The organism is Streptomyces sp. NPDC017940, assembly GCF_044328435.1.
Taxonomy (GTDB): Bacteria; Actinomycetota; Actinomycetes; order Streptomycetales; family Streptomycetaceae; genus Streptomyces.
Genome location: NZ_JBIRHJ010000002.1, coordinates 114762 through 135283 on the forward strand (window position 1 = coordinate 114762; position 20522 = coordinate 135283).

The window sequence follows — 20522 nt, forward strand, 5'->3', positions numbered from 1 at the left end:
TCCCGATCCCCTGGACAGGAGTCGAAGGACCGCCATGAACAACCCCGCCGATCGCCTGGTCGACCTGCTGGACCTGGAACAGATCGAGGTCAACATCTTCCGCGGCCGCAGCCCGCAGGAGTCCCTCCAGCGTGTCTTCGGCGGGCAGGTCGCCGGGCAGGCACTGGTCGCCGCCGGACGCACCACGGAAGGGAACCGACCGGTCCACTCGCTGCACGCGTACTTCCTGCGGCCCGGACGGCCGGGCGTACCCATCGTGTACCAGGTGGAGCGGGTGCGCGACGGCCGTTCCTTCACCACACGCCGCGTCACGGCGGTCCAGCAGGGTCGCACCATCTTCAACCTCACCGCTTCCTTCCATCAGCCCGAGGAGGGCGCCTTCGAACACCAGCTGCCGCCCCGTATCGACGCGCCCGCCCCTGAGTCGCTGCCGACGGTCGCCGAGGAGATCAAGGAGCACCTCGGCGCGCTCCCGGAGCAGCTGGAGCGGATGGCCAGGCGGCAGCCCTTCGACATCCGCTACGTGGACCGGCTGCGCTGGACCGCGGAGGAGGTCGAGAACGCCGAGCCGCGGAGCGCCGTGTGGATGCGTGCCGTCGGACCGCTCGGCGACGATCCGCTGGTGCACACCTGCGCGCTCACCTACGCCAGCGACATGACCCTCCTCGACGCCGTCCGCATCCCGGTCGAACCGCTGTGGGGCCCCCGCGGCTATGACATGGCCTCCCTCGACCACGCCATGTGGTTCCACCGGCCCTTCCGCGCCGACGAGTGGTTCCTGTACGACCAGGAGTCCCCGATCGCCACGGGCGGCCGCGGTCTCGCCCGCGGACGGATCTACGACGCCGAAGGCCAGCTCCTCGTCTCGGTCGTCCAGGAGGGGCTCTTCCGCCCGCACACGCCGCACCACTAGGCAACGCCCGTGCCGACGCTCGGGCGGGGGGCGGTGCTCCGCGGTCGGCGGGGCGGGCGGCAGGTTCGGTCGACAGGACATGACAGCCTCCGGGGCCGGGCGGGCCACCCGCCCTGACGGACGGGGTGACCAAGACGGACATGAGCGACTCCCGGAACCGGGCAGGTCGCTGGGGACGGGAGAACCAGATGAACGACAGCGGCACCACTGGCTCGGGCAGAGCCACCAACACGCCCGCGCCCACAGCCACGGACACGGAAGCCGGTGACGACCGCGACCGAATGCTCGCGGAGGCCATAGGGCTCCGTGCGAGCGGCAACCGCGAGGAGGCACGCGACCTCCTGGTTCCGCTCAGTGAACGCTTCCCGGACGACGCCGAGATCGCCTACCAGACCGCGTGGGTGCACGACACCCTCGGCCTCGAAGCCGAGGCACTGCCGTACTACCTGCGCGCGATCCAGCAGCCCGGCCTGTCGGACGACGACCGTCGTGGCGCGCTCCTCGGCCTCGGCAGCACCTACCGTGTCCTCGGTCGGTACGAGGAGGCCGTGGCATCCCTGCGCGACGCGTCCGCCGAATACCCGGACGACGGCGCCCTGAAGACATTTCTGGCCATGGCGCTCTACAACACTGATCAGTCGCACGAGGCGATGGGGATCCTGCTGCACCTGCTCGCCACAACGAGCCAGGACCCCGACATCACTGCCTACAGCCCCGCCATCGAGCACTACGCGAAGGATCTCGACGAGACGGTGTAGGCGGAGAGACGGTGCAGGCGGTGAGACGGTACGACGGTGTGGGCGGTGCGACTTCGCGGGCGGTGCGGCGTTTCGAACGCAGCACCGTCGACAATGCTGTGACGGTGAGCCGCCCGCGGCCAGGTCCCCTTACGGTCAGTTCCGCCTGAGGTCAGTTCCGCCTACGGTCGTTCCGCCTGAGGTCAGTTCCGCTTGAGGTCAGTTCCGCCTGCGGCGGAGCCACTTCCACAGCCCGCGCGGCTCGTCCGGGCCCGTGTTGCCTCGTGCCCGCCCCCGGGTTTCCTCGTCGGCGCTCATCCGCTGTGCCGGCATACCGGCGTCGGAGGGCGTGGCAGGCCACGGCGGCAGATCCGGCACCGGATGCGGACGCGGACGCGGTGAAGCCAGGATGGGCGGTCGGCCCGGGCGGGGTGCGGGCCGCAGTCTGCGAGCCTCCTCCAGCGTGAGGATCAGGTTCACCCGCACCCAGCTGATCTCGTCCGCGTCGTCGGCTGTCGTGAGCCGTTCGATGAGGTGTGCCGTGGGTGATGCGGGTGCTGCCTGTGTGAGCGGCTCGGGGCCGAGTCGGTTCAGGTAGGCACGTTCGTAAGGATCCCTCACCACCTCCGCGAGCTGTACCGGGTCGAGCAGGGACGCGGCGGCAGCAGCGCGTTCCCACGGGTCCTCCGACTGCCGCAAGAGGAACCCGGCATACCGGCCCCGCCAGTTGCGTGCCCGAAGGTCGTCCCCTCCTTCCAGTCGGTCGCGCACTGCTTGTGGCACGCGACCGGTGAGCAGTGCGGCATTCGCCTCCGAGGCCGCGAACTGCGTCAGTTCCTCCGCGAGATAGAGCCAGACGACTGCTCGATATCGGTTGATGTACCACTTGACGGGTGTGAGGACCCCTGCGCGCGCCAAGCGTGTGAAGCGAGCAGGGGTGATCTCCATAAGAGCCGCCCCTGCCGCGGTTCCCACCGTCTTGATGTGCTTCCGCAAGGATTCCGGGTAGCCCGGTGTCTCACGTACCCGGTCGATCTCCTCGAGCCGGACGCGGCGACGGCCGCCCGCCGGGTCCGCCACGGTGCGCACTCGGCCCAGCATCACGGCCAGGTCGAACTCGCCGCGCTTCAGGCCCAGTTCACGTGCCGCCCGGCTGCGCGCGACGGTTGGCGGTGGACCGCCCGATGAGGTGGGAGGGCGGCTGAACGGATCGGGCGGCGCCGTCGCCTCCGCGGGAGCGGCGACAGCCGCGGTCACGCGTGCGGACACGGACTTGGACACGGCTGCCGCTGCGGAAGCGGGCACGGACGCGGATGTCCATACGGGTGCAGATACGGATGCGGGTGCGGGTGCGGGTGCGGGTGCGGGTGCGGGTGCGGGCAGAGATTCGTGGGTCGAAGCGCTTTCCAGTGCCGGCGCCCGGACGGGCCCCGTCTCGGATGCGGACGTGATGGTCCTGATGTCGCCGTTCATGGCGGTTCTCCCCCGTGCGTGGTCATTGCTCGTGGAAAAACCGTAGCCCGGCCGCCGCTCATCTCGCTCGGCCTGTGGATAACTCTGGATCTCGATGCGTTTCAGCAGGTCATAGCTGCCGAACAGCGCGCTGGGTCAGAGATCCACGACCTGGGTCCGCTCCGGGTGACGGGCACCCACCCCCAAGTGTTCGCCGACGCGGTTCACCAGCAGGGTCATCTCGTACGCGACCTGCCCGATGTCGGCCTGCGCCGAACTGAGCACGCACAGACAACTGCCGTCGCCCGCGGCGGTCACGAACAGCACGGCGTCATCGAACTCGATCATGGTCTGCCGGACATTGCCCGCGTGGAAGTGTCGGCCCGACCCTTTGGCCAGGCTGTGCAGGCCGGACGACACCGCGGCCAGATGTTCGGCGTCCTCCCGCTGGAGTTCCGAGCTCGCCGCCGTCACCAGTCCGTCGTTGGACAGCACCAGCGCGTGCCGTACGTGCTCCACACGCCTCGTCAGATCGTCGAGCAACCAGCCGAGCCCCGTGTTCTCCGCCATGGTCCCTTCTCCCCGTGCATCGCTCCCCCTGGCTGGAGGATCTGACCTGCCAGCCTTCCCCACCTCCGGCCTCCCGGCAAGCATGATGGGGACATGGCACAGAAGATGACCGATGAACAATGGCGGAGCTTCCTCTCGCACGGAACCCGCACCGGCAAGCTGTCGACCGTCCGCGCGGACGGAAGCCCACACGTGGCACCGATCTGGTTCCTCCTGGACGGCGACGACCTGGTGTTCAACACCGGAAAGGACACTGTCAAGGGGCGCAACCTGGCGCGCGACGGGCGCGTGGCTCTGTGCGTGGACGACGACCGGCCGCCGTTCGCCTTCGTCGTCCTACAGGGGAATGCCGAACTGGTTGAGGACCTCGACCAGGTACGGCACTGGGCCGCCCGCATCGGCGCGCGTTACATGGGTGAGGACCGGGCCGAGGAGTTCGGTGCCCGCAACGGCGTGCCGGGCGAACTGCTCGTCCGGGTCCGGATCTCCAAGGTGCTCGCGCACGACGCCGTCGCCGACTGAGGACCGCTGCCCCGGTCGACGGGACGCCAGGCGCTGACCGAGCCCCCGTCCCGCGGACCGGTCACGTCATCCCACGTAGTCGAGCAGCCGGGCGGTGTGCATCCGCCCGGCGTACTCGACTAAGCGTATGAGTAACGGTGCATGCGGGATCATGAGGCGCATGACCGACGACCACACGCACGTCCAGAAATTCTTCACGGCGCGCGCCGCCGACTGGGACAGCCGCTTCCCCAACGACGGGCCGGCGTACCGCGCGGCGGTGACCGAGCTGGGTCTCGGCCCGGGCGATCGCGTCCTTGACGCCGGGTGCGGCACGGGCCGCGCGCTGCCCGCGTTGCGGGACGCCGTGGGACCGAGGGGCGCCGTGCTCGCGGCGGATCTGACTCCCGCGATGCTGGAGGCCGCCGCGCGGGCCGGGCGGGCGGCTCACGGTCGGCTGCTGCTCGCCGACGTGGCCCGGCTGCCACTGCGCACGGGGGCCTTGGACGCCGTGTTCGCCGCAGGTCTTATCGCTCATCTCCCCGCCCCCGCCGAGAACCTGCGGGAACTGAGACGGGTGGTACGCGCCGGTGGGCGACTCGCGCTGTTCCATCCCATCGGACGGGCTGCGCTGGCCGCCAGGCAGGGGCGGCAGATCACTCCGGACGATCTGCGCGCGGAGAACAATCTACGGTCACTGCTGTCCGGTTCCGGCTGGCGCCTCACGTCGTACGTGGACGAGGACGCCCGGTTCCTCGCCCTGGCCGTGCCGCAGGACTGACAACGGCGTGCGGCGACCCTCTGGTGGTCACGGAAGGCGGCGGCGCCGTACATCACCTCTGACGAGGCTATGCGGGGCGCGGCTGGTGGGGGGTGCACGAGCCGTGCGCGGCTGCTGACGGCACCGGTGCCGTCGAACGCAGTCCCCTCAGTCCTGCCCGACGACTGCCGCGGCGAAGGCCGCCGGGTTGTCCAGCATGACGTTGTGCCCGGCTTCGGGTACGACGACGACCCGCACTCCGGAGGCCACCAATTCGTCGTGTCCTGCCAGTTGGCCACTGAGCCCGCCCTGTAGGTAGGTACGTTCCACCGGGAGCCGCATCAAGGTCGTACGCAGGGTGGGGCTCGTGCCCCGGACGAGCCCGGTCGCGCTGCGGTGCAGTGCGACCGGATCGGCGAGCCGCATGGTCGCGGCCCACAGCGGACCCGCCTGCTCCAATACGCGCGCGTGCCCCTCCGTCACGAAATGCGCTTCTTCGTAGGCAGCGATTCTGCTGCTGCCCGCCGTCCGAGGAGGCTGCGCATCGAGGTTGGCCTCCGTGAGGACAAGGCGGGCCACCAGGTCGGAGCGCCGTTGTGCCAGCAGGATGGCGACGGAGCCGCCCATGCTGTGGGCGACGAGATCCGCCTGCCGCACGGCAGCCTCGTCCAGAGCGGCTGCCACAGCGTCCGCGTGGTCCTCCAGGGCGTAAGCGAAGTCGGCGGGCCGATCGCTCAGGCCGTGGCCCGGCAGGTCAAGGAACAGCGACCTGCGCCCGGCCAGTTCGGGCCGTGCGGCGATGTGGGCGTGGTAGGGCGCCGACGCCGCGCCCAGGCCGTGGACGTACACACGCGCGGGGCCGGAGCCTGCACTCTCCGTCCAGCGGATCAGGCTCCCCTTGTCGTCGAAGCGCGCTTCACGTATGGCCATGACGTCCCCCAGTCGCTTCCGATGCCCCGGCCTCCGCAGGTTCGGAGACCTCCCCGGTATCACCAGGTCCGAAGACCTCACCAGTTTGGCTAGACCTGAAGACCATACATCGCCTACGATGTATTACGGAGGCGATGTACACCCGAGATGGGGCAAGATACAGGCATGCTGGAGCTCGCCATCCTTGGCTTCCTGTACGACAACTCGCTGCACGGCTACGAGCTGCGCAAGCGCATCACGGCTCTCACCGGTCATGTGCGCCCGGTCGCGGAGAGCACCCTCTACCCGGCCATCAAGCGGCTGGAGAGAGCCGGTTTGCTGACCCGGGAGACCCAGCCCGGCGCCGTCGCCGCGCCGCGCCACGTGCTGAGCCTCACCCCCGCGGGCAGAAGCGAGCTGCGCCACCGCCTCATGGAGCCCGCGCGGACGGACATCACCGATGAGAACCGATGGTTCACGGTGCTCGCCTTCCTGCGCCACCTGGACGATCCGGCAGCCCAGGCCGCCGTACTGCGGCGCCGTCTCGACTTCCTGGAGGAACCGGCGAGCTTCTTCTACGACGGCGACCGCCCGCTGCGCGCCGAAGAGCTCGATGACCCTTTCCGGCAGGGCATCCTGACCATCGCCCGCGCCACGAGCCGCGCCGAACTCACGTGGCTGCGCGAGACACTGGCGGCACTCGACTGACGCCACGCCGCACCAATCGCGGCCGGCGGCACCGGACCGACGAGGTCCGCTGAGGTCAGTCCTGTCGCCGTGCCGTCGACGCGTCCACCTGACGCACTGGGCAGCCGCGCACGCCGGGCACCGGGCGCGTGCCGAGTTCTTCCACGCGGTAGCCGCGCGGGTAGCCCCTGATCTCACGATTCTGGCGGGCGTAGTGCGGGGCTGTGCGCGGCGGCAGCAGACGTACCGCCCGACCGCGCAGCCACACCGCGCGCCGGACCAGCGCCTTGGAGAGGGGATGGGGTTCTTCGTAACGGAAGGCCTTCAGAAGCGCGGGGTCGAGCAGGGCCACGGTGGCCGCGCGCAGGACCGGTGCGAAGGGGCGGGGGTACCAGGAGGCCATCAGGTCGATGGTCGCGTCCGAGACCGCACGCGCCCCCGCGTCCCAACCGAAGTGGGCCTCTTCGTAGGCGTCGAGGCACTCGGCGAACTCTTCGTAGTGACCGGGGATGCCTTTGATGGCCAGGTGCTGCCCCAGGGTGCGGTAGTACACGGCCGACGCCTCGGCCTCATGCCGTGAGAACTTGCGCCATCCGTAGACGTCGATCCAGCGCTTGGGGGTCACCACGAACGTGCACAGCACATACCGCATGTCGTCGTTACTGATGTCGTAGCTGCGGTGCATGTGATTGATGCGCCGTACGGCTGTGCGCCCCGTGTCACTGTCGAAGCCGTGCTCGACGATCGCGTCCAGGAGCAGGGCCGTGTCGTCGTACCGCTTCTGTGTACGATCCGTCAGTTCCGCCGTGCGGGAGAGGAGTCGGCCGATGCTCGGCACGGCGTACGTACGGTAGAGGGCGAGCTCCAGGGCTCGGGCGAAGTCCCAGGGGAACTCGTACACGGCGGAGAGTCGATAGATGGCCAGGAAGTCCTTCTCCGGGTCGAGACGCCGGATCTGCCGCAGCCGCGCGTAACGCTCCTGCACACGAACCTCCTCCTGCCGCCGCGACCCCAACCTTAGGGTCGCACACGCCAGTTGATGTGCCTCTGGTCAAAAGGCACATCGGTAAAGTGGTCCACATGTTCGACAAGCTGCGCAGGCTCCGGCGCGGGCGCAAGCCCGCGGCTCCCTCGGGCAAGGCGGCGAGCGGCGACAGGGCCCGTCCGCACAACCTCTTCGAGGCGGCCGCCGTCTACGTGGCGGCGTGCGCCGAGGACGACCAGGACCGGCTCGACGAGGCCGCGAGTTGGGTGTCGCCGGAGGCGCTGTCCTTCGGAGTCAACGAGCTCGCCTGCCGCGCCGTCATCGCGCTCGCCCGGGAGCGCGACGAGTCGCCGCGTGTCGTGGCGCGTACGCTCCTCGGCTTGCCGTCCGCCTGACGTCGGTGTGAGTCGGCTCCGGGCACACGAGCGCCGCACCCGCCGGGGTCCCTGTGGCGTCGGCGTGCGCGAGGCGTTCTCGGATCGCACGCGGCGTCCGGGGGCAGTAGCCGGGGCCCCCGCCGCAACAGTCCTACCGAAAGCGCACACCGGCGGCCAGGAGCACCGCGAGGGCACGCCACGCGGCGGTGTCCCGGCGCTTGGGTACCGCCAGGGCTGAACCCGCGTTGAGCAGTTGTTCGCCGCACCGGGGGCAGACGTCACGACGCACGCGCGCGTAGTCCGCCGGTTTCTTGAACGACGCACGACACGGCAGACAGACGAAGTGCGAACTGGCCCTGGGCATGACAGCCAGCGTAGGTGGAGTCTCCGGCAGCGTACGAGCGAATTTGCCTGTTCATCCACCCTCGACGGCGCGAAGGGCCAGTGGTTAGGGTGCGCCGACGGAGCAAGAAGTGGCCAGTGATGGGGAGGCGGGCATGGCCGGGACGGACGACGCGGTCGCCACCGACGACGACGCGCTGTACGTACTGACGGCGGTACTGCTCACACCCGCGAAGTTCCCCAGCGTGCTCGGCGACGACTACCCGGAGGCGTGCGCGGCGCTGGGGCTGCCTCCGCACGCCGCCGGGTACGGCCTGGTCCTCGGCCAGGACAGCGCCGGCGCGCGCTGGACGGTGGTCACGGACGACGTGTCGCTCGTCGCCGTCGCCATCGCCGCTTGGGACTGCGGCATGGAGTACGACCTGTCGCCCGGCGAACGGACCGTGGTCGCGGGGCTGCCGGGCTGGCCGCTCGCGGTGGCCGTGGCCGCCCCCGGAGTGCCCGCCCCGCACGATCCCGAGCCGGACCCCGACCAGCCGGACCTGGCTCCCCTCAGCCCTCCCCCGTCGGACACGTGGGGCCCGGCCCAGCGTCGCCTCGGAGCCGACGAGATAGCTCTCCAGTGGGCCGTGTGGCGCGAGCAGATCGACGACGGAGACTTCAGCGCTGCGGCGGGCGACGCGACCGCCGAGGCGGGCGGTGTGACGAGGCCGGAGACCGAGCCCCTCACCGGTGTACGGCGTGTCCTCGCGGAGGCGCGCACCTACGTGGAGACGCCTCCCCCGCTCGGACGGGTACGGTCGTCCTTCGCCTCCGGCGAGGCACGCACGCTGCGCGCCGACGGCCCCGGGTGGTCCATGGTGGCCAGGACCGACGACATCGCGTTCGTGTTGATGGACGAGGAACCCGGAGAGGTGACGCCTGTCGGGCGCGGGGCAGAGCTTCCGGACCTTCTGGAAGCGCTCGACAAGATGGCGGTTCGTCCGTCCTGAGGTTGATCCAGATTCTCAACCTGTGGATCAACCTCAGCAAGACTCGAAGCACGGGTACACATGGTCAACAGCCGGGCCGTCGTCATCAACAGCCGGACAGAATCAATACATGGGCATGGCCGGTCCATCCATGGGCACAGCCAGCCGCAGCCGGTCGAGACCCCGGACCCCTCGGGGAGCTCGGCCAGATGCGGCGCGAGCAGTTCGGCCAGGCGGGTACGGATGTCCTCATGGGCGCGGGTGTGCTGTGTGGTGGCGTCCCATATGGCTTCCGCCGTCTTCTCGCTGATGTGCAGCGGTTGGACGGGTCCTTGTGAACGTGGATCGGCGACGACGTGGCAGCAGTTCAGCGGCGTACGCGGCCCTGCCCTCGTCGGGGCCAGCGGCAGCGATGTGGATGACGCGACGTAGAAGGGTCTCGGCGGCGCTGAGGGTGTGCCGGGTCGAGTCCCGGGACTGGACGGTGGTGAGCGTGGCATCGCGGAGCACCCGGTTCGGGAGCACCGCGAGTAGGCGCGCGGGGGCGCCGGCGAGTTGCCGGAGGGCGGCTTGCCGTACTTCCTCCTGGTCGTGCCAGGCTCGCTCGCACTCGGTGGCGACGCGGACGAAGTGGTCTGGGTCCCCCTCCAGTTCGGCGCAGGCCAGTAGCGCGGGCCAAGCCAGTGCCCGCAGGTGGGAGCGGTGCCGCTCGGTGATGGCGCGCAGGAGCGGTTCGCCCTCGTCGAGTGGGAGGACGGTGGCGAAGCGGCATACCGCCAGGTCCCGGCGTGTGCGTTTCAGCAGTGACTGAATGAGTCTTGTGCGGTCGGGCGGGTCGAGGGCGGCGAGTGAGGAGAGCGGAGTGCCCCATATGGCGCGCCGCCGCTCAACGCGTTGAGCCACCAGGGTGTCGCGTTCCGCTGCCGGGAGCAGTGCCAGCAGACCGTCGGGAGTGACGTCGAGGCGTTCGTGCCTGCCGCGGCGGGTGCCGGAGGCCGGGCAGTGGCGCGCGAGGTCGGCGAGCTCGGCGGGTGGGAGTGCGCGCAGGGCGCGGCGGGTGGCCGGGGGCAGCGGTCCTGCGGGCAGTCTGACCTCGCGTGGTGAGCCGTCGGGGTTCGGCGGGGCGGCACGCAGCACGGACAGAAACTGCTCGGGGTGGCGCAGCAGGTCGCGGAGCGCCCGGCCGGGCAGGAGGTCGGGGTCCGCCTGGAGGAGCAACAGGCCGGCGTCCGGGTCGCGTTGCGACGCGAGTCCGGCGAGGGCCCGGTGGCTGCGGACGAAGCGGTGTCGGTGGTGGCCGGTGGCGGTCGGACAGCGCGCGGCGATCAGGCGCGCCAGGGCCAAGGGTGCCGTACGGGCCAGCGCATGGAGCACACCCCGTGTCGGATCGAGCCGGGGCAGCCAAGGAGTGACGGTGGCAGCGGAGCACGCGGGCAGGAGCAGGGCCGCTTCCCTGGACCCGAACCGTTCGTGGACAAGGGGCAGCAGGCGGTCGGCGAGGCTCTTGCGGCCGCTCAAGCGCACGATGCGGTAGGTATCACGTCGTGCTGCCGCCACCGGGCCGAGCGCGAGCTGTGTCAGGGCCGGTTCGGCGACGGGCAGGTGGATGGCCGCGGACAGGGCACGACGGCGCAGGAGCGGGTCGGTCAGGGCGTCGGCGACAGCGGTGAGATCACGGCGCGTGACGGCGAGGAAGAGGGCGGTGTGCCGCTCGTCCGGGCTGCCGGCGTCGAGGACTCGGTGCAGCGACGCGTAGGCGTCGGGGGTGAGAGCCCGGGCGTAGCGCGCGAGGGCGCTCATGCGGGCCGGGTAGGGCAAGGGGTCGAAGTGGGTTCTCAGCCAGGCCACGGTCAGGGGTGCGGGAGCACTTCCGGGCGTGGACGGGGGCTGCGGGGTGTGCGTCGGGGACGCGTCGTGTCCGGCCATCAGCGATCACCGAGGGATCGCTGGGCCTCCCTTCCGGAAGTCATGGATGTCATGATCACGGGCGGGGGACGGCCTGCGCAACGGGTTTTCCCGTACACGTGTGCCGACGACGAGCCGCACCGCGGTGCGGCGCGTGAGCTGTTCCGTTCGCGATGCGCGACGAAGTGAGCATGAGTTCGGTGTTGCGCCGTCGGGCCGGTGCCGCCAGGATCCGACGTGCTGGTCGTGCGGAGCCCCTCAGCGGCCGAGCTCCTTGCGTGTGACGCGGCGCAGCCTGCGCCGCTGCTCGGAGTCGAGTGTCAGATAGGCCGCCGCCGGGACACCGAGCACGATCAGGAATGCCGCCCACCAGGGCAGCCAGATCAGCATGATGAGCCCTGCCGCCACGCCCCCTGCGGCGATCTTCGCCTTCTTCGACATGTCCGTCGCCTCCTTCGCGCCTTTACCGCCGCTCTCTGTCCTGAAAGCCGCTCGCTGTCTAGAAAAACGGGTCCGGACCGCGTCCGGTTCCGGAACGCGACCCTGACCGATCCCTGATCTGCCGCCCCTACTCGACCCTGAGTGGTTCGCCGACCTCGTACATGTGGCGCAGCACCTGCCGGTAGGAGTCGACGAGCCCGGTCTGCGCGTAGGACATACCCACGGCATGACAGTGCGCGCGGACCATGGGCTGAGCAAGGCGCAGGTGCGGGCGGGGCATGCTCGGGAACAAGTGGTGCTCGATCTGGTAGTTCAGGCCGCCGAGGAGCCAGTCGGTGAGCGGGCCGCCGCGGATGTTCCGCGAGGTGAGGACCTGTCGCCGCAGGTGTCCCCAGCGCTCGCCGTCCGGGTCGGGCATCTCCATGCCCTTGTGGTTGGGGGCGAAGGCCAGCCCCAGATGCAGACCGAAGAGCGCCTGGTGGAGGGCGGCGAAGGCGAGGGCGTGTCCGAGGGGCATGGCCGTGAGCAGCAGGGTCACGTACCCCACGAGGTGGACCACGAGTAGGGGGCCCTCGACGACTCGTTCGCGGCGGCTCTGGCGGCGCAGGTCACGAAAGCCGTAGATCTTCATGGCGACGCCCTGAAGCAACGTCAGCGGGAAGAAGAGCCACGCCTGGTTGCGGGTGAGCATGCGCCTGAAGCCGGCGCGGAGCTTGGCCTGCCGTGCGGTGAACACCAGGACGTCGGCTGCGACGTCGGGGTCCTTGTCGACGTGGTTGGGGTTGGCGTGGTGGCGGTTGTGCTTGTCGTTCCACCAGCCGACGCTCATGCCCAGGAGCAGATTGCCGTGCAACAGGCCGATTAGGCGGGCGACGGTGCGGTTGCTCGTTATCTGTGAGTGCCCTGCGTCGTGCCCTATGAAGGCGGTGCGGGCGCAGAGCACGGAGAGCACCGGCGCGAGGAGCAGTACCCACCAGCTGTGCCCAATGGCGAAGAGTCCCCCGCACACGGCCGCCAGCGCGGCGGCGTTGACAGCCATGCTGCGCGCGTACCAGGCGGTGCGCCGCTCCAGGAGCCCCCGCGCGCGGACGGCGCGCAGTAGCGGAGCGAAGTCGCTCCCGGAGGACTGCCGTGCGCGGACTTCGGTGGGGCGTTCCGCGACGGCTGTGGCGGCCTGGGGCATGGCGAGGTCTCCGGTCTCCGTGAGGGTTCTCTGACCTTTGGAAACGTACGGATCGGCCACCTTCGACGACCATGACGCCATCCCCCGCGTTCTACCGGGTGCCAACGCCCCGCCATAGGGGTGCTGAATACACCCCCAGGCGGAGTGATGGAGATCACTGACTTTTTGACCCCCTGATCCCGCCAAGGATGATGTACTCTCAGCCGCTCGGTCTCATTAGTCAAATTTGAGGAATGCGTCATCGCTGTGCACAGGCTGCTCGCTGTCACCCCCTCCGAGATTGCGGATCTCGCTCGTTGCTGTGTCGTGTTCGTACCCGGCGATCCCGCGCGCACCGGACACGTCGCGTTCTGGCACGCAGACGGCGCCACCCCGCCCGGCACGCAGGCAGGCACCATCGGCGAACTCACCGTGGCGACACCCGAAGCCGAGAAGATCGACGTGGGAACCGTACCGGCGTCGCTAATCCCCCTCGGCGCCGCGCTGCCGGTGCTCACGCGCGCGCGAGCCATGACCGGCGCTCACCCGGCGGCTAGCTTCTGGGGCACTGCGGCCGTCCTCGGCCTACAACTGGCGGCCCGAGGGCTGCTGCTGCCCGGCCTCTCCGAAAGCGATCACGACGCCTGGCGTGCGGGTCCGCTCGGCGCCGAGGACCTGGAGCGGCTCCGCGACCTCGCGGCCGCGATGCCGCCCACCGCCCACGCCGTCCCCCTGGTTGCCGGCACGCCGCCCAGGCTGCCTGCTCCGGAGCGGCTGCTGCGCCAGTTCCTCGACGCCGTCGCCGACACGCTGCCGCGCTCGCCTGCCGCCGCGTCGGCCGCCGGGCACCCGGCGTTCGCCGCGCCGGAACCCCAGTACGTACCCGCACAGCGCGCCTGGGCGTCGGACGTCGCTGCGGGTCATGACGCGGGGGTGCGGATCTCGCTGCGCGTCGAGATGCCCGGCTTGCGGTCGGACACGTCCGAGGAGGATGCGCTGCCGTTCCGCGCTGTCGTCCAGGTTCACGGCGTCAGCGATCCGTCACTCGTCGCGGACGCCGCCGAGGTGTGGGCCGGCTCGGGTGCCGCCGCGGAAACGTTCGGCCCACGCGCCCGGATGGACGCCCTGCTGGCACTGCGTCGTGCCACGCGCGCGTGGACGCCGCTCGGGCCGCTGCTCTCGGCACCGGTGCCGGACGCGGTCGAACTCGCCGACGAGGAGGTCACCGAACTGCTCGGCGAGGGCGCGCGCATGCTCGCCGTGGCCGGCGTGGACGTGCACTGGCCCAGGGAACTCGCGCGCAGCCTCACCGCCCGCGCGGTCATCGGTCCTGAAGCTCCCGAAGCGAACGGCGACCACACCGACACAGGCCGGAACACGTTCACCACGGATACCCCCTCGTACCTCTCGGCCGACGCACTCCTCGCCTTCAACTGGCGTTTCGCGCTGGGCGGCCAGGAGCTGAGCCGCGAGGACCTCGACCGCCTCGCGGAGGCCAACCGTCCGGTGGTGCGCCTGCGCGACCAGTGGGTGCTCGTCGACCCCGACGAGGTACGCCGCGCCCGAGCACAGCACGACCGCAAGGTCACCCCGATCGACGCGCTGGGCGCTGCCCTGACCGGCACCACGGAGGTGGACGGCCGCCGCGTCGACGTCGAACCCACAGGGTGGCTCGCGACCCTGCGAGAGCGCTTGGCGGACCCGGAGGGCATGGAGCCCGTGGGGCAGCCGCCGGCGCTCGCCGCCGAACTGCGCGACTACCAGTTGCGGGGACTCAACTGGCTGGCCCGCATGACGTCCTTGGGGCTCGGCGGATGCCTGGCCGACGACATGGGGCTCGGCAAGACCATCACGCTGATCTCGCTGCATCTGCACCGCCAGAGCCACGAGGAGACTGCGGGACCCACGCTGGTCGTGTGCCCGACGTCGCTGATGGGCAACTGGCAGCGCGAGATCGAGAAGTTCGCGCCCGGTACCGCCGTGCGCCGCTTCCACGGTGCCGCACGCACACTGGACGACGTGGCGGACGGCGAGTTCGTGCTGACCACCTACGGCACCATGCGTCTCGACACGGAGCGGCTCGCCTCGACCGGCTGGGGCATGGTCGTCGCCGACGAGGCACAGCACGTGAAGAACCCGTACTCGGCCACGGCCAAGCAGCTGCGCACCATCGGCACACGTGCGCGCGTGGCGCTCACCGGCACCCCCGTAGAGAACAACCTCTCCGAACTGTGGGCGATTCTCGACTGGACCACTCCGGGGCTGCTCGGCAAGCTCGGTGCCTTCCGCACCCGCTACGCCAAGGCCGTCGAGGGCGGTGCCGATCCGGGTGCCGCCGAACGGCTCTCCCAGCTGGTGCGCCCCTTCCTGCTGCGCCGTCGCAAGTCGGACCCGGGCATCGCTCCGGAGCTCCCGCCCAAGACGGAGACCGACCGTGCCGTCGCCCTGAGCACCGAACAAGCGGGTCTCTACGAAGCGGTGGTCCGTGAGACGCTCGCCGAGATCTCCGGAGCCGACGGTTTCGCCCGCCGCGGACTGATCGTCAAGCTGCTGACCGGCCTGAAGCAGATCTGCAACCACCCCGCCCAGTACCTCAAGGAGGACAAGCCGCGCATCACCGGCCGCTCCGGAAAACTGGAGCTCCTGGACGAGCTGCTCGACACCATCCTCGCCGAGGAAGCGAGCGTTCTTGTCTTCACCCAGTACGTACAGATGGCACGGCTCATCGAACAGCATCTGTCATCGCGTGGCATCGCCTCGCAGTTCCTCCACGGCGGAACCCCGGTGGCCACGCGGGAGGCGATGGTCCGGCGATTCCAGGACGGCGAAGTGCCGGTCTTCCTCCTGTCGTTGAAGGCGGCCGGCACCGGCCTCAACCTCACGCGGGCCGAGCACGTCGTGCACTACGACCGGTGGTGGAACCCCGCCGTCGAGGCCCAGGCCACCGACCGCGCGTACCGCATCGGGCAGACGCAGCCCGTCCAGGTGCACCGGCTGATCGCGGAAGGCACCATCGAGGACCGCATCGCCGAGATGTTGCTGCGCAAGCGCGAGCTCGCCGATGCCGTCCTCGGTTCCGGCGAGGCTGCCCTGACCGAGCTCACCGACGCCGAGCTGTCCGACCTGGTCGAGCTGCGGGGAGGGACCACGCGATGAGGGGGGCGTACGACGTGAGGACGCACTCGGCACGGAACACCCGCCAGGAAGCTCGTACGGCGGGGCAGGCCGGCAGGCGCGTACAGACAGCGAAGACGGCAGCAGTGGTGACGACGGGAGCGACGGCGTGACGGAGTACGACGACGAGCGGACCTTCGAGGCGCTGCCCACCCCGCACGGAAGGGGGTTCGCGCAGACCTGGTGGGGCCAGGCGTGGATGAAGGCCCTGGAGGACACGGCCCTGGATCTCGCGCAGCTCAAGAACGGCCGCCGGCTCGCCCGGGCGGGCTCGGTGGGAGCGGTCTCGGTGCGCCCCGGGCGCATCACCGCGGTCGTGCGGGACAAGGACGGCACACGGCACCGCTCGGACGTGCTGCTACAGGAGTTGAGCGACGACGAGTGGGACCGCTTCCTCGGCATGGCCGTGGAGCGGGCGGGACACATCGCCGCACTGCTCGACCGGGACATGCCGCCGCATCTCCTGGAGGACGCGGCAGCCGCCGGCGTCGAGCTGCTGCCCGGGATCGGCGACCTGGAGCCCGAGTGCGACTGCGAGGCGTGGGACCACTGCGGGCACACGGCGGCCCTGTGCTATCAGGTGGCCCGTCTGCTCGACCAGGACCCTTTCGTGCTGCTCCTGATGCGCGGTCGGGGAGAACGGCGGCTCCTGGACGAGTTGCAGGTGCGCAGCGTCGCGCACCTAGCCACGTCGGACACCGAGCAGCCGGAAGCGCCGGAAGCCCCTCAGGAGGGCGTGACGGCCTCCGAGGCGTACGCGGACGGCGCCGTGCTGCCGCCGCTGCCCGAACTTCCCGCGCTGCCCGCACAGCCCGGCCTGCCGCCTTCCCTGGACACCGAGACGGAGCCCGCCCCCGGCGTGGATGTCGCGGCGCTCGGGTTCCTGGCGGCACGCGCGGCGGCAGAGGCCCACCGGCTGCTGGCCGAGGCGCTGGCGCCGGGACATGACCAGCAGCCCGTCGAGTCCCCCCTGACGCCGGAAGAGGACGGGGTCCGGCTGGCCGCAGCCGCGCCGGACTCCGTGATCACCGACCGGCTGGCGGCGGGCTCGGGGCGCGACCGTGAAGGGCTTGCCCGCGCGGTACGGGCGTGGGAGCTCGGGGGGCGTGCCGCTCTGGCCGTCCTGGAGGAGGAGTGGGCCCCGGAGGGCGAGGCGCTGGCACGCGCGCGTGCTTCGCTGGACCAGGCGTGGGACGAGGACGAGCGCCCCGTCCTGCGTGCCGCCAGGAACCGGTGGACGGTGGTGGGTGCCGACGCCCAACTGCGTCACGGTCGGGACGGTCGCTGGTGGCCCTATCGCAAGGAACGCGGCCACTGGATGCCGGCGGGCCCGGCCGCGCACGATCCGGCGACCGCTATGGCTGCCATCACCGTGAGTGAGTGACGGGTGCGGTGGCCGCCTCCCGCCCCTCGCAGGAGGCGCCGTCGGCGCGTCATGCGGCGTTCACTCAGGCGACGGACGGAGTTCGTGGGGGCGGCGAAGGGTGGCATTGTCACGAACCCCGCCTCAGGAGGCCCGATGTCCCCGCAAGCCGCAGGTCGGCGCCGTGCCCGCCGCTCCCTCGCCCTCGGCGCGCCGCTCGCGCTCCTGACTGCCGTCGCCGTGGCAGGCACCGCCGTAGGAGCCCAGACCGGCACGTCCGGCGAGAACCGCGACGGGCGGGCTGTTCCCACAGTGACCGGCAGCGCGAAGCTTGGTGACATCCCCTTGGGAGGCTTCAGCAACCGCCTGCTGCCGGGCACGGTGCGCAACGATCGTGGAGTGAACCTCGGCGGCATCGGCAGCGACATATATCCGTCCGGCCGCAAGGGCGAGTTCTGGACAGTCACCGACCGTGGGCCCAACGGCCAGATCAAGGTCGACGGGAAGAAGCGGCGGACCTTTCCCGTGCCCGGTTTCGATCCGGCCATCGTGAAGATCCGGGTCTCCGGCCACTCCGTGAAGGTGATCGACGCACTGCCCGTCACCACCCGCTCCGGCAAGCCCGTCACCGGACTGCCGAACCAGAAGGAGCGCGACGAGGCCCCGTACACGTACGACGCGAAGAAGCCCCTCCGCTACGACCCGAACGGTCTGGACACCGAAGGCATCGTGCGGGCCGGGGACGGCACCTTCTGGCTGGTCGACGAGTACGGGCCCTCCCTGGTCCACGTCTCCGCGCGCGGGAAGGTCATCAAGCGCTACGTACCCAAGGGCCTGAAGCTGCGGGGCGCGGACTACCCGGTGGCCGAGACGCTGCCTGCCGTCCTGCTGCACCGGAAGGTCAACCGCGGCTTCGAAGGGCTCGCTCTCCTGCCGGGCGGTGACCTGGTGATGGCGGTCCAGAGCCCGCTGTCCCTGCCGGACGGGGGTGCGGGAGACAGTTCGCGCACGGCGCGGTTGCTGCGGTTCTCCCCGAAGAAGCAGGCGGTCACCGCCGAGTACGCATACCGCTTCGACCCGGTCGGCGTCGTGGACCCGGGCGAGAGCGACACCTCCGAGCTCAAGATCTCCTCCGTGGTCGCTGTCGGCCGGGACCGGCTGCTCGTCGAGGAACGCACCGACAAAGCGGCTCGGCTGCAACTCGTGCGCCTGACCCGGAGCGCCGACATCCTCGGGGACCGGTGGGACGACGCTGCGACGCGCCCCTCCCTGGAGCAGTTGGACGACCCGTCCGCGACGGGGGTGCCAGTGCTGCGCAAGCGTTTGGTCGTCGATCTGGGCGCCGTCGCCGGGGTCCCTGGCAAGATCGAAGGGGTGGCCCGTGTGAACAGCCGCACGCTGGCGCTGATCAACGACAACGACTTCGGGATGACCGACGGCCCGGAAGCATTCGATAGCAACGGCCGCCTGGTGGACAGCGGTGTCAAGACGACGGTGACGTACGTGCGGCTTCCCAGGGGTTTGTGACGCCTCTTCGTAGTGCAGTGATCGGTGTGACCGCCCTCTACAGGGGGGCGGTCACACGTCTGTCAGGGCACTACGTAGTCGTTGACAGACGGACCTGGCATGTCGAGCCCATCGGGCAACCCGGTGAGCAGCCCGGTGGGCAGCGTCGGAGGATCAGTGGGGAGACCGGTCGGGAAGTCGCTGGGCAACCGGGTCCGGAGGTCGCTGGGCAGCTCGCTGGGCGACGACGGCCGTCCTCAGCAGCCGCCGTCGGGTGGGCCGCCCGGTCGGCGCCCCCTGTTCCTCCTGCTCGTCGCCGTCGTGGCCGCGGGGGTCGTCGTCGCGGTTGTTCTCATGGCCGCCGGAGGCCCCCGGAGGCGGGCCGTACCCGCCCGAAGGAGGGTCGTACCGGTCCGGCGGGCCGTACCCACCGGGAGGCACGGAACCGGGACACGTCGGCCACGTCCGCGCTCGCCACACGACAGCCGGGCCCGCCGTCGCCCACTCAGCCCCTGGCGCCCAACAGGTGATCCATGGCCAACTGGTCCAGCCGCTCGAAGGCCATACCCCGCGCGGCGGCCGCCTCGACGTCGAAGGCTTCGTAGGCGCTCCGGTCGGCGAGCAGGCCCGCGAGGCCGTCCTCCGCAGTCGGCCGTGCCAGTTCGGGCAGGCGCGCCACCTGGAGGGCTTCGACGACATCGGGGTCCGCACGGAAGGCTGCCGCGCGGTCACGCAGGATCAGGTAGTTGCGCATGCAGCCGGCTGCGGACGCCCACACTCCGCTGTAGTCCTCCGTACGAGGAGGCTTGAAGTCGAAGTGGCGTGGACCGTCGTAACCACCCCTCTCCAGGAGGTCGACCAGCCAGAAGGCGCTGCGCAGATCCCCCGCGCCGAACCGCAGGTCCTGGTCGTACTTGATGCCGCTCTGCCCGTTGAGGTCGATGTGGAAGAGCTTGCCGGCCCACAGTGCCTGGGCGATGGCGTGCGGGAAGTTCAGGCCCGCCATCTGCTCGTGGCCCACTTCGGGGTTCACGCCGTACAACTCGGGCCTCTCCAGGCGCTCGATGAACGCGAGGGCGTGCCCGACGGTGGGGAGCAGGATGTCGCCGCGCGGCTCGTTCGGCTTGGGCTCGATGGCGAACCGCAGGTCGTACCCCTGTTCGGTCACATAGGCGCCCAGCAGGTCGAAGGCCTCCTTCATGCGCTCCAGGGCGTCACGTACGTCCTTGGCGGCGCCTGACTCGGCGCCTTCCCTGCCGCCCCAGGCGACGTACGTACGCGCACCGAGCTCGACCGCCAGGTCGATGTTGCGGATCGTCTTGCGCAGCGCGTAGCGCCGCACGTCGCGGTCGTTGGCGGTGAACGCGCCGTCCTTGAACACGGGGTGCGTGAACAGGTTGGTGGTCGCCATCGGCACGACGAGGCCGGTCGCGTCGAGGGCTTCCCGGAAGCGCTTGACGTGTCCGTCGCGTTCGGTGTCCGACGATCCGAACGGGATGAGGTCGTCGTCGTGGAAGGTCACTCCGTAGGCACCCAGTTCGGCCAGATGCCGTACGGAGTCGGCGGGATCCAGTGGGGCCCGGGTGGCGTCTCCGAAGGGGTCCCTGCCCTGCCATCCGACGGTCCACAGGCCGAAACTGAACTTGTCCTCAGGGGTGGGGCGGCAGTTCATGTACGACTCCTCGCCGACGGCTCGACTATTTCGTCATGGCAGTTGACAAATTAGTATCCCGAGGCACCGCTGGGAAGGTCGAGAGAAGCAAGTTC

At 70.4% G+C, this 20522-nt stretch carries 19 protein-coding genes and 1 pseudogene; 10 read left to right on the forward strand and 10 right to left on the reverse strand.

Features of this window, described 5'->3' with window-relative positions:
- Nucleotides 1–34 precede the first annotated feature (34 nt).
- Both ACH4DX_RS06605 and ACH4DX_RS06610 read left to right on the forward strand, forming a co-directional pair.
- Nucleotides 35–913: an acyl-CoA thioesterase gene (locus ACH4DX_RS06605; protein WP_398154257.1), complete on the forward strand. Its 879-nt coding sequence runs from the start codon at nucleotides 35–37 to the stop codon at nucleotides 911–913.
- A gap of 281 nt (nucleotides 914–1194) precedes the next feature.
- Nucleotides 1195–1671: a tetratricopeptide repeat protein gene (locus ACH4DX_RS06610; protein ID WP_398154739.1), complete on the forward strand. Its 477-nt coding sequence runs from the start codon at nucleotides 1195–1197 to the stop codon at nucleotides 1669–1671.
- A gap of 198 nt (nucleotides 1672–1869) precedes the next feature.
- On the opposite strand, the gene ACH4DX_RS06615 is transcribed toward ACH4DX_RS06610, so the two are convergent.
- Nucleotides 1870–3123, reverse strand: coding sequence for a DUF6397 family protein (locus ACH4DX_RS06615; RefSeq protein WP_398154258.1), 1254 nt, complete (start codon nucleotides 3121–3123; stop codon nucleotides 1870–1872).
- Nucleotides 3124–3258: 135 nt separating this feature from the next.
- Entirely contained in the window at nucleotides 3259–3672 is a 414-nt protein-coding gene (locus tag ACH4DX_RS06620) for a roadblock/LC7 domain-containing protein (RefSeq protein WP_030572088.1), read from the reverse strand.
- A gap of 93 nt (nucleotides 3673–3765) precedes the next feature.
- On the opposite strand from ACH4DX_RS06620, the gene ACH4DX_RS06625 reads away from it, so the two are divergent.
- Nucleotides 3766–4194 carry a PPOX class F420-dependent oxidoreductase gene (locus ACH4DX_RS06625; RefSeq protein WP_398114030.1) on the forward strand — a complete coding sequence of 143 codons (429 nt, stop codon included), beginning with the start codon at nucleotides 3766–3768 and terminating at the stop codon, nucleotides 4192–4194.
- Between the two features lie 66 nt (nucleotides 4195–4260).
- Here ACH4DX_RS06625 and ACH4DX_RS06630 read toward each other — a convergent pair.
- Nucleotides 4261–4329: pseudogene (locus ACH4DX_RS06630) on the reverse strand (ATP-binding protein); the annotation flags it as partial.
- Nucleotides 4330–4345: 16 nt separating this feature from the next.
- Here ACH4DX_RS06630 and ACH4DX_RS06635 point away from each other — a divergent pair.
- Nucleotides 4346–4954 carry a class I SAM-dependent methyltransferase gene (locus ACH4DX_RS06635; RefSeq protein WP_398154259.1) on the forward strand — a complete coding sequence of 203 codons (609 nt, stop codon included), beginning with the start codon at nucleotides 4346–4348 and terminating at the stop codon, nucleotides 4952–4954.
- A 147-nt stretch (nucleotides 4955–5101) separates the two neighbouring features.
- Here the strand turns inward: ACH4DX_RS06635 and ACH4DX_RS06640 are convergent, their stop codons facing one another.
- Nucleotides 5102–5857: an alpha/beta fold hydrolase gene (locus ACH4DX_RS06640; protein WP_398154740.1), complete on the reverse strand. Its 756-nt coding sequence runs from the start codon at nucleotides 5855–5857 to the stop codon at nucleotides 5102–5104.
- 171 nt (nucleotides 5858–6028) lie between these two features.
- Between ACH4DX_RS06640 and ACH4DX_RS06645 the strand changes: the two genes are divergently transcribed.
- Complete coding sequence (locus ACH4DX_RS06645; RefSeq protein WP_398154260.1) at nucleotides 6029–6550, forward strand: PadR family transcriptional regulator; 522 nt, start codon at nucleotides 6029–6031, stop codon at nucleotides 6548–6550.
- A 55-nt stretch (nucleotides 6551–6605) separates the two neighbouring features.
- Here the strand turns inward: ACH4DX_RS06645 and ACH4DX_RS06650 are convergent, their stop codons facing one another.
- Nucleotides 6606–7514 carry an oxygenase MpaB family protein gene (locus ACH4DX_RS06650; RefSeq protein WP_398154261.1) on the reverse strand — a complete coding sequence of 303 codons (909 nt, stop codon included), beginning with the start codon at nucleotides 7512–7514 and terminating at the stop codon, nucleotides 6606–6608.
- A 95-nt stretch (nucleotides 7515–7609) separates the two neighbouring features.
- Between ACH4DX_RS06650 and ACH4DX_RS06655 the strand changes: the two genes are divergently transcribed.
- Complete coding sequence (locus ACH4DX_RS06655) at nucleotides 7610–7909, forward strand: hypothetical protein (RefSeq protein ID WP_398154262.1); 300 nt, start codon at nucleotides 7610–7612, stop codon at nucleotides 7907–7909.
- 133 nt (nucleotides 7910–8042) lie between these two features.
- Here the strand turns inward: ACH4DX_RS06655 and ACH4DX_RS06660 are convergent, their stop codons facing one another.
- The gene (locus ACH4DX_RS06660; protein ID WP_398154263.1) at nucleotides 8043–8255 is read right to left on the reverse strand and encodes a hypothetical protein; all 213 of its coding nucleotides are present in this window, start codon (nucleotides 8253–8255) and stop codon (nucleotides 8043–8045) included.
- Between the two features lie 133 nt (nucleotides 8256–8388).
- On the opposite strand from ACH4DX_RS06660, the gene ACH4DX_RS06665 reads away from it, so the two are divergent.
- Nucleotides 8389–9225: a hypothetical protein gene (locus ACH4DX_RS06665; RefSeq protein WP_398154741.1), complete on the forward strand. Its 837-nt coding sequence runs from the start codon at nucleotides 8389–8391 to the stop codon at nucleotides 9223–9225.
- Nucleotides 9226–9453: 228 nt separating this feature from the next.
- Here ACH4DX_RS06665 and ACH4DX_RS06670 read toward each other — a convergent pair whose 3' ends face one another.
- The 3 genes from ACH4DX_RS06670 to ACH4DX_RS06680 all read right to left on the reverse strand — a co-directional run bounded on the left by ACH4DX_RS06670 (nucleotide 9454) and on the right by ACH4DX_RS06680 (nucleotide 12733).
- On the reverse strand, nucleotides 9454–11004 hold the full coding sequence (locus ACH4DX_RS06670) for a hypothetical protein (RefSeq protein WP_398154264.1): 1551 nt from the start codon (nucleotides 11002–11004) through the stop codon (nucleotides 9454–9456).
- A gap of 363 nt (nucleotides 11005–11367) precedes the next feature.
- Nucleotides 11368–11550, reverse strand: coding sequence for a hypothetical protein (locus tag ACH4DX_RS06675; protein WP_398154265.1), 183 nt, complete (start codon nucleotides 11548–11550; stop codon nucleotides 11368–11370).
- Nucleotides 11551–11677: 127 nt separating this feature from the next.
- The gene (locus ACH4DX_RS06680) at nucleotides 11678–12733 is read right to left on the reverse strand and encodes a fatty acid desaturase family protein (RefSeq protein WP_398154266.1); all 1056 of its coding nucleotides are present in this window, start codon (nucleotides 12731–12733) and stop codon (nucleotides 11678–11680) included.
- A gap of 306 nt (nucleotides 12734–13039) precedes the next feature.
- On the opposite strand from ACH4DX_RS06680, the gene ACH4DX_RS06685 reads away from it, so the two are divergent.
- From ACH4DX_RS06685 to ACH4DX_RS06695, 3 genes are all read left to right on the forward strand, one after another.
- The gene (locus tag ACH4DX_RS06685) at nucleotides 13040–15868 is read left to right on the forward strand and encodes an SNF2-related protein (protein WP_398154267.1); all 2829 of its coding nucleotides are present in this window, start codon (nucleotides 13040–13042) and stop codon (nucleotides 15866–15868) included.
- Nucleotides 15869–15995: 127 nt separating this feature from the next.
- On the forward strand, nucleotides 15996–17270 hold the full coding sequence (locus ACH4DX_RS06690) for an SWF or SNF family helicase (protein WP_398154268.1): 1275 nt from the start codon (nucleotides 15996–15998) through the stop codon (nucleotides 17268–17270).
- A 135-nt stretch (nucleotides 17271–17405) separates the two neighbouring features.
- A complete protein-coding gene (locus ACH4DX_RS06695) occupies nucleotides 17406–18776 on the forward strand; it encodes an esterase-like activity of phytase family protein (protein ID WP_398154269.1) in 1371 nt (456 codons plus the stop codon).
- 484 nt (nucleotides 18777–19260) lie between these two features.
- On the opposite strand, the gene xylA is transcribed toward ACH4DX_RS06695, so the two are convergent.
- Entirely contained in the window at nucleotides 19261–20427 is a 1167-nt protein-coding gene (gene xylA / locus ACH4DX_RS06700; RefSeq protein WP_398154270.1) for a xylose isomerase, read from the reverse strand.
- Between the last annotated feature and the right edge of the window lie 95 nt (nucleotides 20428–20522).

What these genes read in the sequence shown, in the direction of transcription:
- ACH4DX_RS06615 (WP_398154258.1), bottom strand. Translation starts at nt 3,123, where the DNA reads ATGAACGGCGACATCAGGACCATCACGTCCGCATCCGAGACGGGGCCC.
- ACH4DX_RS06675 (WP_398154265.1), bottom strand. Translation starts at nt 11,550, where the DNA reads ATGTCGAAGAAGGCGAAGATCGCCGCAGGGGGCGTGGCGGCAGGGCTC.
- ACH4DX_RS06680 (WP_398154266.1), bottom strand. Translation starts at nt 12,733, where the DNA reads ATGCCCCAGGCCGCCACAGCCGTCGCGGAACGCCCCACCGAAGTCCGC.
- ACH4DX_RS06660 (WP_398154263.1), bottom strand. Translation starts at nt 8,255, where the DNA reads ATGCCCAGGGCCAGTTCGCACTTCGTCTGTCTGCCGTGTCGTGCGTCG.
- ACH4DX_RS06610 (WP_398154739.1), top strand. Translation starts at nt 1,195, where the DNA reads ATGCTCGCGGAGGCCATAGGGCTCCGTGCGAGCGGCAACCGCGAGGAG.
- ACH4DX_RS06670 (WP_398154264.1), bottom strand. Translation starts at nt 11,004, where the DNA reads ATGAGCGCCCTCGCGCGCTACGCCCGGGCTCTCACCCCCGACGCCTAC.
- ACH4DX_RS06695 (WP_398154269.1), top strand. Translation starts at nt 17,406, where the DNA reads ATGTCCCCGCAAGCCGCAGGTCGGCGCCGTGCCCGCCGCTCCCTCGCC.
- ACH4DX_RS06620 (WP_030572088.1), bottom strand. Translation starts at nt 3,672, where the DNA reads ATGGCGGAGAACACGGGGCTCGGCTGGTTGCTCGACGATCTGACGAGG.
- ACH4DX_RS06605 (WP_398154257.1), top strand. Translation starts at nt 35, where the DNA reads ATGAACAACCCCGCCGATCGCCTGGTCGACCTGCTGGACCTGGAACAG.
- ACH4DX_RS06625 (WP_398114030.1), top strand. Translation starts at nt 3,766, where the DNA reads ATGGCACAGAAGATGACCGATGAACAATGGCGGAGCTTCCTCTCGCAC.
- xylA (WP_398154270.1), bottom strand. Translation starts at nt 20,427, where the DNA reads ATGAACTGCCGCCCCACCCCTGAGGACAAGTTCAGTTTCGGCCTGTGG.
- ACH4DX_RS06645 (WP_398154260.1), top strand. Translation starts at nt 6,029, where the DNA reads ATGCTGGAGCTCGCCATCCTTGGCTTCCTGTACGACAACTCGCTGCAC.
- ACH4DX_RS06635 (WP_398154259.1), top strand. Translation starts at nt 4,346, where the DNA reads ATGAGGCGCATGACCGACGACCACACGCACGTCCAGAAATTCTTCACG.
- ACH4DX_RS06665 (WP_398154741.1), top strand. Translation starts at nt 8,389, where the DNA reads ATGGCCGGGACGGACGACGCGGTCGCCACCGACGACGACGCGCTGTAC.
- ACH4DX_RS06655 (WP_398154262.1), top strand. Translation starts at nt 7,610, where the DNA reads ATGTTCGACAAGCTGCGCAGGCTCCGGCGCGGGCGCAAGCCCGCGGCT.